Origin of the sequence: Methylobacterium endophyticum, assembly GCF_050591105.1 — a bacterium.
Taxonomy (GTDB): domain Bacteria; phylum Pseudomonadota; class Alphaproteobacteria; order Rhizobiales; family Beijerinckiaceae; genus Methylobacterium.
Map to the genome: position 1 here is coordinate 156,722 of NZ_JBNHES010000004.1, position 14,060 is coordinate 170,781.

Sequence of the window (14,060 nt, forward strand, 5' to 3'; positions counted from 1 at the left end):
GGCGTCGTCTCCCGGAACTTCGCCGCAGAAGGGACAAGGCGGCATCCGTGCGCCGTGAGGTCTGTGCCTCTCGAGTTGAACCGCGCCTTAATGGACGGCGGCCCACGGATGAACCGGCCGCGACGGACGTGCGGGGGATCCGTATCCTCCGGCGCGATCCGGCTCTAGCCAGCGGCCTGTCCCGGCGCTATAAGCCCGCCTCGAATCCGGTCCGCATGCGGTGCCGAGGCTGCCTCCCGCAAGGGAGCCTCAGCCTCCAGGCGCCCTTTTGCCGTCTGAACCAGCAGGATCCTCGTCATGGCCGTTCCGAAGCGTAAAACCTCCCCCTCGCGCCGCGGCATGCGCCGCTCCGCCGACGCCCTCAAGGCGCCGACCTATGTCGAGGACAAGGACTCGGGGGAGCTGCGCCGCCCCCACCATATCGACCTGAAGACCGGCATGTACCGGGGCCGCCAGGTCCTCAAGGTGAAGTCGGCCGAGGCCTGAAGGCCGGGCGCACGATTCGTCAGGCGAGAGCATCGTGCCGAAAAGTGGTTCCGGTTTTCGGCGAGACCGATGCGACAACGAAGAGCGGCAGCATAGGGCCTGATTGTGAATCAGGCCCTATGCTGGAGCAGGCGCGCGGCCTTCGCATAGAGGGCCGCCGCGTCCCGCGTGCGGGACAGTCGCGACGGCCGCAGGCCCGGATCGGCCCCCATCAGCAACTGCGTCACGAAGCCCGCGGGCGGCCGGATACGGCCTTGCGCGGGCTTTTCGTCGTCGCGGCGATGGGCGCCCGTCTCCGGGACGAGCGCGAGGGCGCGAACGGCCGTGCCGTCCCGCTCCTCGCCCGGTTCTGTGCCAGATCGCGCCATCGGCCCCGCGTCTCGTCGTTCCCGCGACGGATGCTGCAAGGGTGGGGCCGATGTTAACGGTTCGTCAACCTTTTCCTGAACGGACCGGCATGGCCGGGCGCCGGGCTACTTGCGCGCCAGCGCCTCCAGGCGCTCGTGCATCTCGGCCATCTGCCGCTTGAGGTCGTCGATGTCGCTCGGCCCCGTCACGGCGGGGGGCGTCGCCGGGGGCGCCAGGCCTGGCTGGCCGCCGGGGCCCGCCGCGCCGAAATGCGTGAACATCTTCATGGCGTCGCCGAAGAAGCTCATGTTGGCCCGCACCTGCTGCTCGATGGCCTGCTGGAACACCGTGGGGCCGAAGCTCTGGGCGAGCTTCTCGCGCAGGCCGTCCTGGTCGCGGGCGAAATTCGCCATGGAGAACTCGAGGAAGCTCGGCACCATGGTGCGCATGCTGTCCCCGTAGAAGCGGATGAGCTGGCGCAGGAAGGCCACCGGCAGCAGGTTGTCGTCGCCGGCCTTGTTCTCCTGCTCGAAGATGATCTGCGTCAGCACCGAGCGGGTGATGTCGTCGCCCGAGCGCGCGTCGTAGACGACGAAGTCCTCGCCGCCCTGGACCATGGTCGAGAGGTCCTCGAGGGTGACGTAGGTCGAGGTTCCGGTGTGGTAGAGCCGCCGGTTCGCGTATTTCTTGATGACGGTCTGATGGACCTTGCCGTTTTCCGCCATGGATGGGGCCTCTCGCAACGCGGTCGATCCCGCGCCGTATCCTTCATGTCCACCCGCGCCGCCGGCAGCCGCTCCGCGCTCGGGAGACGACCTTAAGACTTTCAGGGGGCGTGGAAAACATCAATCTGCCGCCCTTCCACGCGGAATAGTGCCGTGCACGCCCCAAGTCGTTGCGGCGCGATAGGCTTTCGTCGCGGCGAATGCGTCACGCGCGGTCTCGCGAGCATGCTTGACTTAAGCCCCCTCAGGGCTTTCATCCCCCTCAGACGGCGGCAGAGCGGGCGATCCGACCAAGGCCACGCCGCCGGGATGAGGAGACAGTTCAGATGGCAGCCAGCGAAGACATCGTCATCGTCGGGGCGGCGCGGACCCCCGTGGGCTCGTTCGGCGGCGCCTTCAACACGGTGCCGGCGCACGAGCTCGGCAAGGTGGCGATCAAGGCCGCGCTCGAGCGCGCCGGCGTCTCCCCCGACGACGTGGACGAGGTGATCTTCGGCCAGGTGCTCACCGCCGGCGCCGGCCAGAACCCCGCCCGCCAGGCCGCCATCGCCGCCGGCATCCCCGAGAAGGCCACCGCCTGGGGCGTCAACCAGGTCTGCGGCTCGGGCCTGCGCACGGTCGCCCTCGGCATGCAGCAGATCGCCAACGGCGACGCCACGGTCATCGTGGCCGGCGGCCAGGAGTCGATGTCGCTCTCCCCCCACGCGCAGTACCTGCGCGGCGGCCATAAGATGGGCGACGTGAAGCTCGTCGACACCATGATCAAGGACGGCCTGTGGGACGCCTTCAACGGCTACCACATGGGCACCACCGCCGAGAACGTGGCCCAGGCCTTCCAGCTCACCCGCGAGCAGCAGGACCAGTTCGCGGTGCGCTCGCAGAACAAGGCCGAGGCCGCCAAGAAGGAAGGCCGCTTCAAGGACGAGATCGCCCCCGTCACGGTCTCGGGCCGCAAGGGCGACGTGGTCGTCGACACCGACGAGTACATCCGCGACGGCGCCACCATCGAGGCGATGGCCAAGCTGAAGCCCGCCTTCTCCAAGGACGGCACGGTGACGGCCGCCAACGCATCGGGCCTCAATGACGGCGCCGCCGCGATCGTGCTGATGTCGGCGTCCGAGGCCGAGCGCCGCGGCCTCACCCCGCTCGCCAAGATCAAGTCCTGGGCGACCGCCGGCGTCGACCCGAAGATCATGGGCACCGGCCCGATCCCGGCCTCCCGCAAGGCGCTCGACAAGGCCGGCTGGAAGCCCTCCGATCTCGACCTGATCGAGGCCAACGAGGCTTTCGCCGCCCAGGCGCTCGCCGTGAACAAGGACATGGGCTGGGACGACGCCAAGGTGAACGTCAACGGCGGCGCCATCGCCATCGGCCACCCCATCGGCGCCTCCGGTGCCCGCGTCCTCGTCACCCTGCTGCACGAGATGAAGCGCCGCGACGCCAAGAAGGGCCTCGCCACGCTCTGCATCGGCGGCGGCATGGGCGTCGCCCTCTGCGTCGAGCGCCCCTGAGCACCCATCGCCCCGGACTCATGTCGTATTCGGCTTGAGGCCGGGGCCAATGTATGCCGCGTGCGGGCGCCATCCGCACGCGGCATGACACCGGACTTCGCGGGCGACCCGACAGCGGCGCCCGTCCAGCGATATCAAGAAAACGGAGGAAACCATGTCCCAAGCACGCGTCGCCCTGGTCACGGGCGGAACGCGCGGCATCGGCGCCGCGATCTCGAAGGGCCTCAAGGCCAAGGGCTACAGCGTCGCCGCCAATTACGGCGGCAACGACGAGGCGGCCCAGGCCTTCAAGGCCGAGACCGGCATCCCGGTCTTCAAGTTCGACGTCGGCGACTACGCCGCCTGCGAGGCCGGCATCCGGACCATCGAGTCCGAGGTCGGACCGGTCGACATCCTGGTCAACAACGCCGGCATCACCCGCGACGGTCTCTTCCACAAGATGACCTTCGAGAAGTGGCAGGCGGTCATCAAGACCAACCTCGATTCGGCCTTCACCGTGACGCGCCCCGTCATCGAGGGCATGCGCAACCGCGGCTTCGGCCGCATCATCCTGATCTCGTCGATCAACGGCCAGAAGGGACAGATCGGCCAGGCCAACTACTCGGCGGCCAAAGCCGGCGTGATCGGCTTCGCCAAGGCGCTGGCCCAGGAGAGCGCGTCGAAGGGCATCACGGTCAACGTGATCGCGCCGGGCTACATCGCCACCGACATGGTGATGGCCGTGCCGGAGGACGTGCGCAACAAGATCATCTCGACGATCCCCGTCGGCCGTCTCGGCGAGGCCGAGGAGATCGCCCGCGCCGTGGAATATCTCGCGGCCGAGGATTCGGGCTTCATCACCGGCTCGACGCTCACCATCAACGGCGCCCAGTACATCGCCTGATCGATCACGGGCGCGGCGTTCCCGACGGGGGACGCCGCGCTCCCGGCATGCTAGCGGCCGGGGCGATGAGCGCATCCCCCTCGATCCCCGCCGCCACCCTTCTCGGCTCCGGCGCGATCCTGCTGTGGTCGCTGCTGGCGCTGTTCACCGCCGCCTCCGGCACTGTGCCGCCCTTCCAGCTCGCAGCCATGACCTTCGCCATCGGCGGTCTCGCCGGCTGCGCGAGCTGGCTCCTGCGCCCCTCCGGCATGAGGGCGCTCGCCCAGCCCTGGCGGATCTGGGCGCTCGGGGTCGGCGGCCTGTTCGGCTACCACGCGCTCTACTTCGCGGCGCTCCGGCTCGCTCCGCCTGCGGAGGCCGGGCTCGTCAACTACCTCTGGCCGCTGCTGATCGTTCTGTTTTCCGCGCGTCTGCCCGGTGCCGGCGGATTGCGGACGGGCCATGTCGCGGGGGCGCTCCTCGGGCTTGCCGGCGTCGTCGTGCTGCTTCTCGGGCGCGGCGGAGTCTCGTTTCCGGTAACGGCGCTCCCCGGCTACGCGGCCGCCTTCGCGGCGGCCTTCGTCTGGGCGGGCTACTCGGTGCTCTCGCGCCGAGTCGGGGCGGTGCCGACCGACGCGGTCGCCGGCTTCTGCCTCGCCACCGCTGGCCTGAGCCTCCTCTGCCACCTCGCCTTCGAGACGACGGTGCGGCCCGCGAACGCATTCCAATGGGGCGCGATCGCCGCCCTCGGGATCGGCCCGGTGGGCGCCGCCTTCTATCTCTGGGACATCGGCGTGAAGCGCGGCGACATCCGGCTCCTCGGGGTCGCGGCCTATGCCGCGCCGGTGCTGTCGACGCTGATCCTCGTCCTTGCCGGATACGCCCCCGCGACGCCGGCCCTCGGCATCGCCTGCGGCCTGATCGTCTCCGGCGCCCTCGTGGCGGTGCGGGCCGGGCGCCGGACCGGATAAGATCATCCGCGCGGGGTCGGGCGCCAGTCGGGCGCGGCCATCTCGAACCCCTCGAAGCGGAAGGCCGGCGAGACCGTGCAGCCGACGAGCGTCCAGGCGCCGAGGCTGGTGGCCGTCTGCCAGTGCCCTTCCGGCACAACGAGCTGCGGACGCTGCCCGCGTAGGAGGTCCGGCCCGAGATGATGCGCCGAGGCATCGTGGCCGTTCGGGCTCACGGTGATGACGAGGGGCGCCCCCGCGTGCCAGTGCCAGATCTCGGCGGCGTCCACCCGGTGCCAGGCCGAGACCTCGCCGACATCGAGGAGATAGTAGATCGCGCTGCCGACCGAGCGGCCCCCGACCTCGCGGGGATCGCGGAAGGTCTCGCGGTAATGGCCGCCTTCCGGGTGGGGGCGCAGCCCGAGGGCCGCGATCACCTGCGCCGCCGTCATCGTCTGCGCGGTCATGCCTGCTCCCCCGTCACTGCGAGATCGCCCCTTGCGGCAGATGGAAGCCCGGCGGCGTCTTGGGGGCCGGGGCCTCTCCGGCCCGGCGCGCGCCGGCCTTGCGCTCCTTCGCCTGGTCCTTGGCGCGGGCCTCGGGGACGGGTTTCACCGCCGGCGCATCGGTGCAGGCGCGGAACCCGAGGCGGGCGAGGGGCTCGCCGGTCTCCGACACGATGGTCAGGGTCTCGGGCAGCAGGGGCAGCTCCGGCTCCCAGCGGATGCCGCCGCCGAGCTGGCCCTCGAGCACGGCGGGGGAGCCGCCCCGGCGCAGCGCCGTGAGGTCCGGCCCGTAGGCGGTGGCGACCTTGCCGCCGATGGTGAGCTGGAGGACGCGCGTCACCTCCGGCGTCAGCGGCCGCAGCGGGTTCTCCACCGAGACCCGGCCGAGCCGGGTGACATGGGCGGAAAACCCCCGCTCGCCCTCGAACAGCGCGGCCCGCGAGCCGCAGGCGGAGGGCGGCTCCGAAGGCACGGCGGGGGGCGGCGCCAGGGCGGCCGGAGTCGGCGAGGGAAGCGCCGGCGGCGGCGCGGCGGCGGGCTTGGTCTCTGCCGGCTTGATCTCCGCGGGCTTGATCTCCGCGGATTTGGGATCGGTCGCGCTGGAATCGGCCGGCTTGGCGATGGGCTTCGGTGCCCGCTGGACGGGCTTGCGGGCAGGGGGCTTCTTCTCGGCCGGAGGGACCGGCTCCGTCTTCCCCTCGCCCTCGGGGGCCGGAGCGGCCTGTCCCTGGGATTCGGCCGGCGCCTCCGCCGGTTGGGCGACGGGGGGCCTCGCCGCCGGCTTTCGCGCGGGCGGGCGCGGTTTCGGACGCGGCCTGGCCACTTCCTCCGGCGCGGGCGACACGGCGGCCGGCGTTTCCGGCACCGCCTCCTGGGCCAGGGCCGGAGGGAGAAGCCCGGTGATCGTCGCGAGGGTGATCGTCGCGAGAATGAGCCCGGCGGCTGCCGGACATGCCTGCTTGCGCGGCATCATCGCGTCTCTCCCTGCCTCATCCCGGAGCGTTCGTCGCGGACCGGCTCCAGGTCGAGGATCTCGGCCGAGCGGTCGATGGGGGGCGCTTTCGGCGCGACGTCGCCGAGCAGCAGCGCCTCGTCGGCCTCGTCGAGATCGTTCGAGAGGCGCAGCGGCGCCCGGCGGCCGCGTGCCGCCATCGCCGCGACGGTCACGCCGGCCGCGACGCAGGCCGCCAGCGCCGCGAGGATCAGGATGGTCTCCATCGGGGTGGAGCGATACAGGATGGCGAGGGCCGTTGCACCCTTCGCCGTTCGCCGGCACCCCGTGTCGGAACGGTCCTTGCGTGGCTCTTCCCGCGCCGAACGCGACGCCGCCGGCCGCGATACGGCGGCGGGCCATCTCCCAGCTTCAAGGGCATCCGATGCGCATGGACGAGACGAGCGGCGGCATGGGGCGGGACACCGGCGGCGCCGAGGGCGATCTGGAGACGCGGCTGCTCGGCCTCGTCGAGGAGTCGCGCGGGCAGTCGAGCGAGGATCCGTTCCGCAATCCCGTGCTGGCCGTCACCCTGGCGATCACCAAGCAGCTCGACCGGCGCGAGATCGTCGCGGCCGACCTCGATGGCCTGTTCGCGAGCCTGCGGGCGCAGGCGCTCGCGGCACGGGCCGCCCGGCTGCGGGACTATGTCGGGCTCGGGCCCGACGAGGGCGCGGAGGCCGCGGTCGCCACGCGGCTCGTCGCGGCGATCCCGAAGGCGGCCGGCGATTTCGAGACCTTCCGCGATCTCGTCGGGCGCACGGGCTTCGCCGTGGTGTTCACCGCGCACCCGACCTTCGGCATGCCGAGGGCGGTGGCCGGCATGCTCGCTGCGGCGGCGAGCGAGCCGGACGAGGCGGCGCGCGGGCCGATCCTGTCGCGGGCGGCCGCGCTCTCGACCCGGCCCGACGCGAAGATCAGCCTCGACGACGAGTTCGACCAAGCCTGCGTCGCCGCCAACCACGCCCGCGAGGCGCTCGACGCCTTCAACGGTGCCCTGCTCGATGCCGCCCGCGAGCGCTGGCCGGACCGCTGGACGGAGCTGGTGCCCCGCCCCTTCGCCATCGCCTCCTGGGTCGGCTGCGACACGGACGGGCGCACCGATATCGGCTGGTGGGATACGCTGCGCTACCGCCTCGAATCGAAGCGCATGCAGTTCGACCGGGTGGTGCGCCATCTGCCCGACATCCCGGCGACGCAGGTGGTGCGCCAGCTCGCCGAAGGGGCGCTCGCGGCGGTCAACCGCCAGCTCGCCGTGGCGCCGCGTCTCGGCGACCAGCCCTCCCTCGAAGCGGTGCACCGCTTCGCGCTCGCCCTCATCATCGAGCGCGAGCGCGCCCAGACCGATGCCGGCGCGCTGCTCGGAGGGCTCGCCGGCGCGATCACGGCCGCCACCGACGATGCCGACCGGCACGCCATCGCGGTGCTGCGCTCCGGCATCGCCACCCACGGTCTCTCGAACGCGCTGCCGCATTTCCGGCTCAACGCCAGCCAGATCCACAACGCCGTGCGCCGGGTCATCGACGTGGTGGGCGAGCCCACGGACGCCGCCCGCCGCCGCTCGCATCTCGCCACCATCCACACGCTGCTCAACGACGTGACCCCGGTCGCCGTCGATTTCGGCTCGCTCGCCGCCGAGCGGGCCTCGGCCGCGCGGCTGATGATGACCATCGCGCAGATCCTCAAGCATGTGGACGGCACCCATCCGGTGCGCTTCCTCATCGCCGAGACCGAGACCGGCTACACCCTGCTCGCCGCCCTCTGGCTGGCGCGCCATTACGGCATCGCCGACAAGCTCGAGATCACGCCGCTCTTCGAGACCGCCTCGGCCCTCGAGCAGGGCATCCGTGTCCTCGACGACGCCCTGCGCAACCCGCATTGGCGCCAGTATCTCAAGCGCATCGGCCGGCTCACCGTGCAGTTCGGCTACTCGGATTCCGGCCGTTATGTCGGCCAGCTCGCCGCGACCTTCTGGATCGAGCGGCTGCGCATCCGCCTCACCGAGCTGCTGCTCCAGAACGGCCTGTCGGACATCGAGCTCGCGATCTTCGACACCCATGGCGAATCGATCGGCCGAGGGGCGCACCCGACCTCGCTGCGCGACCGCCTCGCCTATCTCGCTCCCGAGGACGCCCGCACCCGCAACCGCAAGGCCGGGATCAGGGTCCGGCTCGAATCGAGCTTCCAGGGCACGGACGGCTACCTGCTGTTCGGCACCCCGGCGCTCGCCGGCGCCGCGATGGCGCGCATCGCCGAGCACGTCTTCGCCCTCGATCTGGCGGAGGAGGACAGCTTTGCCGACTACGCGCTCTCGAACCCGGAGGCGGGCGCCGACGAGACCGACGACCCGATCTACGCCGAGGCGGATTTCGCGCTGGAGTTCTTCACCATCGTCCGCGAGGACATGGAGCAGCTTGTCGACGATCCCGGCTACGCGGCGCTGCTCGGCACCTTCGGCCCGAGCCTGATCGACCGCACCGGCTCGCGCCCCGTCGCCCGCCAGACCGATTCCGGCGGCCCGGCGATGATCACCCATCCGCGCCAGATGCGCGCGATTCCGAACAACGCCATCCTGCACCAGCTCGGCTATCTCGCGAATTCCCTGCACGGGCTCGGGCGGGCGGCGGAGCGGGCGCCCGACCTCTTCCGGGACATGCGGCGCGATTCGGTGCGCTTCTCGCGCGCCTTCCGCCTCGTGCAGCACGCGGCCAGCGTCGGCGACCTCGACGTGCTGCGCGCCTATATCGACAGCCTCGACCCGGCCATGTGGCTGGAGCGGGCGCGCCGCACCCAGCGCGACGCCCGCCGCGACGAACTCGTGGTGATCGCCTCGGCCCTGGACCGGCTGAACCTCGCGCCGGGCCTGCGCCGCCTGTTCGGCCGCCTCACGACGGACTGGCTGAGCCTCGCCCATGTGGCGCCCGACCTCGGCAAGATGTCCGTGCGGCTGACGCTGCTCCACGCCATCCGCCTCGCCCTGATCCACCGGATCTGGTTCCTCGCCGTGCACATCCCCGGCTTCCGGCCGCAATCGGGCGTGACCCGCGACGCGCTGATCGAGCGCTTCCTGCGCCTCGACATCGACGGCTGCCTGGCGCTCCTGAACGAGATCTTCCCGGTGACGCCCGACCCGACGCTCGGGCTCAATTTCGGCGAGCCGGCGGGCCCGCGCGACGTGGGAACCTACGAGGCCGAGCATTCCAACCTGTTCGCGCCGATCCGCACGATGTTCACGCAGGTGCGCGAGATCTCCGGCATGATCCAGCACGAGGTCGGCGCCTTCGGCTGATCCTGCGGCCCCACGGGTCCACGCGACCCGTGGGGGGCGGCATGAGCCGGGTTACCGCTTCCAGATGCCGAGGCGCTCGGTGCGGGCATGGTCCTCGGCGGCGGCGAGATCGGGGCTCGCTTCCGGCGAGGCCCGGCCGCCGCCGTTGAACAGCACGACTTCCGAGAGGTCGCGGCCCTCCACCTGGCAGAGATGGTTCTCGCTGCCGGGCGCGCGCTGGCAGCTCACCGGGCGGCCGGCGAGGTAGCGGGTCAGGTCCGCCGCGTTGCCGCCGCGCACCCATTCCACCCCGAACAGGCGGACCGTGCGGCCGCCGATCCGCAAGGTGGCGGTGTCGACGACCTCCGCCGGGCCGGCGACATCGCCGGGGAGGGGAGCCGGTGCCTCCGGCTCCTCCTCGGGGGGCGGCGTCGCGGGCGAGGCTTGCGACCCCTGCGCCGGCTCGGCGTCGGGCGGGGCGGAGTCTCGCGGCGGCTCGCCCTTGGCGGCCTGCGCGGGGCTCTGCGGAGGGGCCTGCGCGGTGTCCGGCCGGGCCGCCGGGGGCTGTGCCCGCGCCGTGTCCGGGGAAGGCTCCCTGGCCGGCATGTCCGCTCCCTCGCGGGCGGTTCCGACGAGCACAACCGCCGCCGTCACCACGGCCGCCGCCGTGGCCGATCCGAGGATCCAGCGCCCGTCGAGGTGATCGTTGACCTGCCCGAGCGCGTCGCGGCCACGGGCGAGGACGTCGCCCGCCCGGCCGCGCAGCCGGTCTCCGAGGGGCACGGACGGTTCCGTGGCGTCGGGGAGGGGAGCTGCGAGGCCGGGGGCGGCCTGCTCCCCGGCCGGCAGCGGGGAATCCGGCCGAGTGGCCCGGCCGGCCGCCTTGGCGCGAAGGGCGGCATAGGCCGCGCCCGCGGAGGCCGCGAGGCTGCGCCCCTTCTCCGTCGAGCGGGCGGCCACGGCGCGGGTGACGACGCGCGCCTTGGCCGATTGCAGCTCGATGTAGCGCGCCGCGTCGCCGCGTAGTCTGGCGGCCTGCGCGGCGGCGGTCTCGGAGGCGCCGCTCTCGGATGCCTCGACCGGCTCCGGCTCGGGCAGGGGCGGCTCGAACAGGGCCGGGTGGCGCTCCTGGAGTTCCGCCAGGACCTCGGCGAGGGTGAGGGGCTCGGCCGCTCCCCCCTCCTCCGCCATGCGCGAGCGCGGCTCGCCGCGCCGATCCACGACGCGATAGGGCGGCTCGCCCTCGGCGGGCTCGATGGCGGATTCGGCGAGGAGTTCGAGGGTCCGCCGCGCGATCGGGCGCGGGCGCCGGGCCGCGACCTCCCGGCGGATCAGGTCGCGCAGACGCGCCCGAGCCGGATCGGGCACGGGGTGGAGCGCGCTCTCCCCGCCGGCGGTGTCGGCCTCGCTCTGCATCGCGGCCGGGATCAGGCCGGCCGCCGGGGGGCGCCGAGGGCGCTCACGGGGCCGTCGCGGCGCAGCACCCGGCTCGTCTCGGAAACGATCACCGGGCGGGTGCCGGCGAGGCTCACCTCGAAGGTCACGGACGAGACGCCCTGCGAGCGCAGGCCCCTGGCCGGGTTCTCGGCGCGGAAGTCGAACACCGCCTCGACGCGGCACAGCGCAAGCGCCGGGCTGCACGCGGTGCGCCACGAGTCCGGGCGCGGCTCGTAGCGGCGTTCGGGCCAGCGTTGCACGAAGCGCCGCTTCTCCGCCGTCAGCGCCGCCAGGGTCATGGTCCGGCCGTGGAAACGGACCCGCTCGCCGTAGAATCGGGGCGTTTCGGCGAGCATCGCGGAGCCGGAGACGCTGTCGAGATAGTCGCGGGCGAGCGCCTGGGACGCCGCCGCCCATTCCCGCAGGCGGGCATCGCCCACGGGCACGGCCGCCGGCAGCGGCTCTCTCGTGACGACGGCGGCGCGGGGCGGCCGGCGCAGGGCGCGGCGGGACGGGGCATGCCGCTCCGCGGTCCGGCTCGGCGCAGGGGGATCGGCGGCCTCGGACGTCACGGTGTCGGGTTTGCTGGGTTCGGATTTGGCGGCCGCGTTCGTGGCCGGTTCGGGCGGTTTCGCGGCGGCCTTCGCCGGGGGATCGACCCAGCCGGGCTGCCCTTGCCCCTGGGCTTGCGCCGAGGCGCCCGCGACCGGCAGGCCGGTGCAGAGGAGGAGGGCGGCGGTCAGGCGGGAGAAGGGACGCATCGACACCACCGGCTCGCCGCCAAGGATCGCTTCCACGGGCCGCTCTCGGACGAGGCGGACCGTTCGGCCGGGGCGTGTCGGCCGTTCGGGGGAACGTCGCCGGACGGGTCGCCGGTTCCATCGCCGGTGCCGGATCGGCGGCGTCCATGTCGACCGGCATGCCACGGACCTCGCGGGCGCGGCAAGACCTCGCGGGCGCGGCAAGGATGCAGCGAGCCCGACGGCGGGGCGTCCCATCGCGAATCTCGCCGCTCGCGGGGTTGAGATCGTCGCGGGGGCGCCCACTTCAGGGAACGTGGACGTAAGGCCCGCCGCCCGTCCGCGTTCCCCTGGTCCGGGCCCCTCTGGCGGTCGAGGCGTCGACCGTGATGTCGGACTGATCTGCCTGCCTTTGCGCTGACGCGGCGCGAATGCACCGGAGGCCGACCGCCCGTGCCCGTCACCGATTCCGTCCGCATGCCGGGCGCCGCGTCCTCATGAGCGCTCACGGCGAGCGGCGCCGGGCGCTCTTCGTCGTCAACCCGAAGGCGCGCAGCGGCGGGTCGCCCCTGGAGGCGGTGCGCGAGGCGCTTCGGGCCGGCGGTCTCGATCTCGTGGAGCCCGGCCCCGACCAATCCTGCCGCGACGCCATCCGGGCGCGGGCGAAGGATGTCGATCTGGTGATCCTCGGCGGCGGCGACGGCACCCTCAACGGCGCCGCCCCGGCGATCGTCGAGACGGGACTGCCCATGGCGATCCTGCCGCTCGGCACCGCCAACGACCTCGCCCGCTCCCTCGGCCTGCCCCTCGATCCCCTGGCGGCGGCGCGGCTCGCGGCCTCGGAGGAGGCGCGGCCGGTCGATCTCGGCTGGGTCAACGGGCATTACTTCTTCAACGTGGCGAGCATCGGCTTCTCGGCCGAGCTCGCCGGCGACCTCACCGCCGAATCGAAGCGGAAATGGGGGACGCTGGGCTACGCCATCGCCGCCGTCCGGGTCCTGCGCCGGGTACGTCCCTTCTCCGTCGTCATCGAGCATGACGGGGTGGTCGAGACGATCACGACCATCCAGGCCTCGGTGGGCAACGGGCGCTACTACGGCGGCGGCATGACGGTGGAGGCCGACGCCACCGTCGACGACGGCAATCTCGATTTCTACAGCCTCGAGGTCGCGCATTGGTGGCGCCTTCTCGCCCTGCTGCCGGCCCTGCGCCGGGGCACCCAGGGGCAGGCCGAGGACGTGCGCGCCTTCAAGACCACCGAGATCGTGCTGCGCACGAAGAAGCGCCGGCCGGTCAACACGGACGGCGAGCTGACCACCTTCACGCCGGCCCATTTCAGGATCTTCCCGAAGGCCGTGCGCATCGTCTCGCCGCCCCGTTCCCTGCGTCCGGGCGTCGGCGCCGGCGCCGTCCCCGCCCTCTGACACCAGGATCAGCGCCCCCGTGGACCATCTCCTCCAGCTCGCCGCCGACCCGACCGTCTGGGCCGCCCTCGCCACCCTCATCGTGATGGAGGTGGTGCTCGGCGTCGACAACCTGATCTTCATCTCGATCCTGACGAACAAGCTCCCGCCCGAGCATCAGACCAAGGCCCGGCGCATCGGCATCGGGCTCGCGCTGATCCTGCGGCTGGGGCTCCTCGGCACGGTGGCCTTCATCGTCCACCTGACCGAGCCGGTCGTCTCGGTGCTCGGAAAGGCGTTTTCCTGGCGCGACCTGATCCTCGTGGCCGGCGGCCTGTTCCTGCTCTGGAAGGCGACGAAGGAGATCCACGAGAGCGTCGACCCGACCCCCGAGGAGAAGACCGCGGGCAAGGCCGGCATCGGCTTCGCGGCGGCGGTCGGCCAGATCCTGGTGCTCGACCTCGTGTTCTCCATCGACAGCATCATCACGGCGGTGGGCATGACCGAGCATGTCCCGGTGATGGTGATCGCGGTGATCGTCGCGGTGACGGTGATGCTGCTCGCGGCCGACCCGCTCTCGCGCTTCATCGCCGCCAACCCCACCGTGGTGATGCTGGCGCTCGGCTTCCTCATCATGATCGGCATGACGCTGATCGCGGAAGGGTTCGGGGCGCATGTGCCGAAGGGCTACATCTACACCGCCATGGCCTTCTCGGCGGGCGTCGAGGCCCTGAACATGCTGGCCCGCCGCCGCAGGCGGGGGAAGGCGCCAGCCCCGCCGGCCGGCTCCCGCGCCGAGGGCTGACGATGCGCGGCCGGCCCGCGTCCCGGAA

14 protein-coding genes are annotated in these 14,060 nt (G+C 72.3%); 7 read left to right on the forward strand and 7 right to left on the reverse strand.

What is annotated here, in order from left to right; genetic code table 11:
* Positions 1-297 precede the first annotated feature (297 nt).
* The gene (gene rpmF, locus ACP56T_RS06905; protein ID WP_003601373.1) at positions 298-486 is read left to right on the forward strand and encodes a 50S ribosomal protein L32; all 189 of its coding nucleotides are present in this window, start codon (positions 298-300) and stop codon (positions 484-486) included.
* Positions 487-596: 110 nt separating this feature from the next.
* Here rpmF and ACP56T_RS06910 read toward each other — a convergent pair whose 3' ends face one another.
* Both ACP56T_RS06910 and phaR read right to left on the reverse strand, forming a co-directional pair.
* On the reverse strand, positions 597-854 hold the full coding sequence (locus ACP56T_RS06910; protein WP_430911385.1) for a hypothetical protein: 258 nt from the start codon (positions 852-854) through the stop codon (positions 597-599).
* A 105-nt stretch (positions 855-959) separates the two neighbouring features.
* The gene (gene phaR / locus ACP56T_RS06915; protein WP_430911386.1) at positions 960-1,559 is read right to left on the reverse strand and encodes a polyhydroxyalkanoate synthesis repressor PhaR; all 600 of its coding nucleotides are present in this window, start codon (positions 1,557-1,559) and stop codon (positions 960-962) included.
* Between the two features lie 326 nt (positions 1,560-1,885).
* Here phaR and ACP56T_RS06920 point away from each other — a divergent pair, with 326 nt between their 5' ends.
* The 3 genes from ACP56T_RS06920 (at position 1,886) to yddG (ending at position 4,903) form a co-directional block, all read left to right on the forward strand.
* Positions 1,886-3,070 (forward strand): acetyl-CoA C-acetyltransferase, encoded by a 1,185-nt coding sequence (locus tag ACP56T_RS06920; protein ID WP_430911387.1) that lies wholly within the window; start codon positions 1,886-1,888, stop codon positions 3,068-3,070.
* A 154-nt stretch (positions 3,071-3,224) separates the two neighbouring features.
* Entirely contained in the window at positions 3,225-3,953 is a 729-nt protein-coding gene (gene phbB, locus ACP56T_RS06925; RefSeq protein WP_430911388.1) for an acetoacetyl-CoA reductase, read from the forward strand.
* 65 nt (positions 3,954-4,018) lie between these two features.
* Positions 4,019-4,903 (forward strand): aromatic amino acid exporter YddG, encoded by an 885-nt coding sequence (gene yddG / locus ACP56T_RS06930; RefSeq protein WP_430911389.1) that lies wholly within the window; start codon positions 4,019-4,021, stop codon positions 4,901-4,903.
* A gap of 2 nt (positions 4,904-4,905) precedes the next feature.
* On the opposite strand, the gene ACP56T_RS06935 is transcribed toward yddG, so the two are convergent.
* From ACP56T_RS06935 to ACP56T_RS06945, 3 genes are read right to left on the reverse strand one after another with little or no spacing between them, the layout of a single operon-like run.
* Positions 4,906-5,334: a cupin domain-containing protein gene (locus ACP56T_RS06935; protein WP_430911490.1), complete on the reverse strand. Its 429-nt coding sequence runs from the start codon at positions 5,332-5,334 to the stop codon at positions 4,906-4,908.
* Between the two features lie 28 nt (positions 5,335-5,362).
* Complete coding sequence (locus ACP56T_RS06940) at positions 5,363-6,361, reverse strand: hypothetical protein (RefSeq protein WP_430911390.1); 999 nt, start codon at positions 6,359-6,361, stop codon at positions 5,363-5,365.
* Positions 6,358-6,606: a hypothetical protein gene (locus tag ACP56T_RS06945; RefSeq protein WP_430911391.1), complete on the reverse strand. Its 249-nt coding sequence runs from the start codon at positions 6,604-6,606 to the stop codon at positions 6,358-6,360. The genes ACP56T_RS06940 and ACP56T_RS06945 overlap by 4 nt, the downstream gene beginning before the upstream one ends.
* 164 nt (positions 6,607-6,770) lie before the next feature.
* Between ACP56T_RS06945 and ACP56T_RS06950 the strand changes: the two genes are divergently transcribed.
* Positions 6,771-9,668, forward strand: coding sequence for a phosphoenolpyruvate carboxylase (locus ACP56T_RS06950; protein WP_430911392.1), 2,898 nt, complete (start codon positions 6,771-6,773; stop codon positions 9,666-9,668).
* Positions 9,669-9,719: 51 nt separating this feature from the next.
* On the opposite strand, the gene ACP56T_RS06955 is transcribed toward ACP56T_RS06950, so the two are convergent.
* Together ACP56T_RS06955 and ACP56T_RS06960 are read right to left on the reverse strand one after the other, a co-directional pair.
* Positions 9,720-11,063 carry a nuclease gene (locus tag ACP56T_RS06955; protein WP_430911393.1) on the reverse strand — a complete coding sequence of 448 codons (1,344 nt, stop codon included), beginning with the start codon at positions 11,061-11,063 and terminating at the stop codon, positions 9,720-9,722.
* A gap of 11 nt (positions 11,064-11,074) precedes the next feature.
* Positions 11,075-11,881, reverse strand: coding sequence for a hypothetical protein (locus tag ACP56T_RS06960; RefSeq protein ID WP_430911394.1), 807 nt, complete (start codon positions 11,879-11,881; stop codon positions 11,075-11,077).
* Positions 11,882-12,321: 440 nt separating this feature from the next.
* On the opposite strand from ACP56T_RS06960, the gene ACP56T_RS06965 reads away from it, so the two are divergent.
* Both ACP56T_RS06965 and ACP56T_RS06970 read left to right on the forward strand, forming a co-directional pair.
* Positions 12,322-13,248 carry a lipid kinase gene (locus tag ACP56T_RS06965; RefSeq protein WP_430911395.1) on the forward strand — a complete coding sequence of 309 codons (927 nt, stop codon included), beginning with the start codon at positions 12,322-12,324 and terminating at the stop codon, positions 13,246-13,248.
* Between the two features lie 19 nt (positions 13,249-13,267).
* On the forward strand, positions 13,268-14,032 hold the full coding sequence (locus ACP56T_RS06970) for a TerC family protein (RefSeq protein ID WP_430911396.1): 765 nt from the start codon (positions 13,268-13,270) through the stop codon (positions 14,030-14,032).
* Positions 14,033-14,060 lie beyond the last annotated feature (28 nt).

Coding starts and splice junctions, on each gene's coding strand:
- rpmF (WP_003601373.1), top strand. CDS start 298: ATGGCCGTTCCGAAGCGTAAAACCTCCCCCTCGCGCCGCGGCATGCGC.
- ACP56T_RS06910 (WP_430911385.1), bottom strand. CDS start 854: ATGGCGCGATCTGGCACAGAACCGGGCGAGGAGCGGGACGGCACGGCC.
- phaR (WP_430911386.1), bottom strand. CDS start 1,559: ATGGCGGAAAACGGCAAGGTCCATCAGACCGTCATCAAGAAATACGCG.
- ACP56T_RS06920 (WP_430911387.1), top strand. CDS start 1,886: ATGGCAGCCAGCGAAGACATCGTCATCGTCGGGGCGGCGCGGACCCCC.
- phbB (WP_430911388.1), top strand. CDS start 3,225: ATGTCCCAAGCACGCGTCGCCCTGGTCACGGGCGGAACGCGCGGCATC.
- yddG (WP_430911389.1), top strand. CDS start 4,019: ATGAGCGCATCCCCCTCGATCCCCGCCGCCACCCTTCTCGGCTCCGGC.
- ACP56T_RS06935 (WP_430911490.1), bottom strand. CDS start 5,334: ATGACGGCGGCGCAGGTGATCGCGGCCCTCGGGCTGCGCCCCCACCCG.
- ACP56T_RS06940 (WP_430911390.1), bottom strand. CDS start 6,361: ATGATGCCGCGCAAGCAGGCATGTCCGGCAGCCGCCGGGCTCATTCTC.
- ACP56T_RS06945 (WP_430911391.1), bottom strand. CDS start 6,606: ATGGAGACCATCCTGATCCTCGCGGCGCTGGCGGCCTGCGTCGCGGCC.
- ACP56T_RS06950 (WP_430911392.1), top strand. CDS start 6,771: ATGGACGAGACGAGCGGCGGCATGGGGCGGGACACCGGCGGCGCCGAG.
- ACP56T_RS06955 (WP_430911393.1), bottom strand. CDS start 11,063: ATGCAGAGCGAGGCCGACACCGCCGGCGGGGAGAGCGCGCTCCACCCC.
- ACP56T_RS06965 (WP_430911395.1), top strand. CDS start 12,322: ATGAGCGCTCACGGCGAGCGGCGCCGGGCGCTCTTCGTCGTCAACCCG.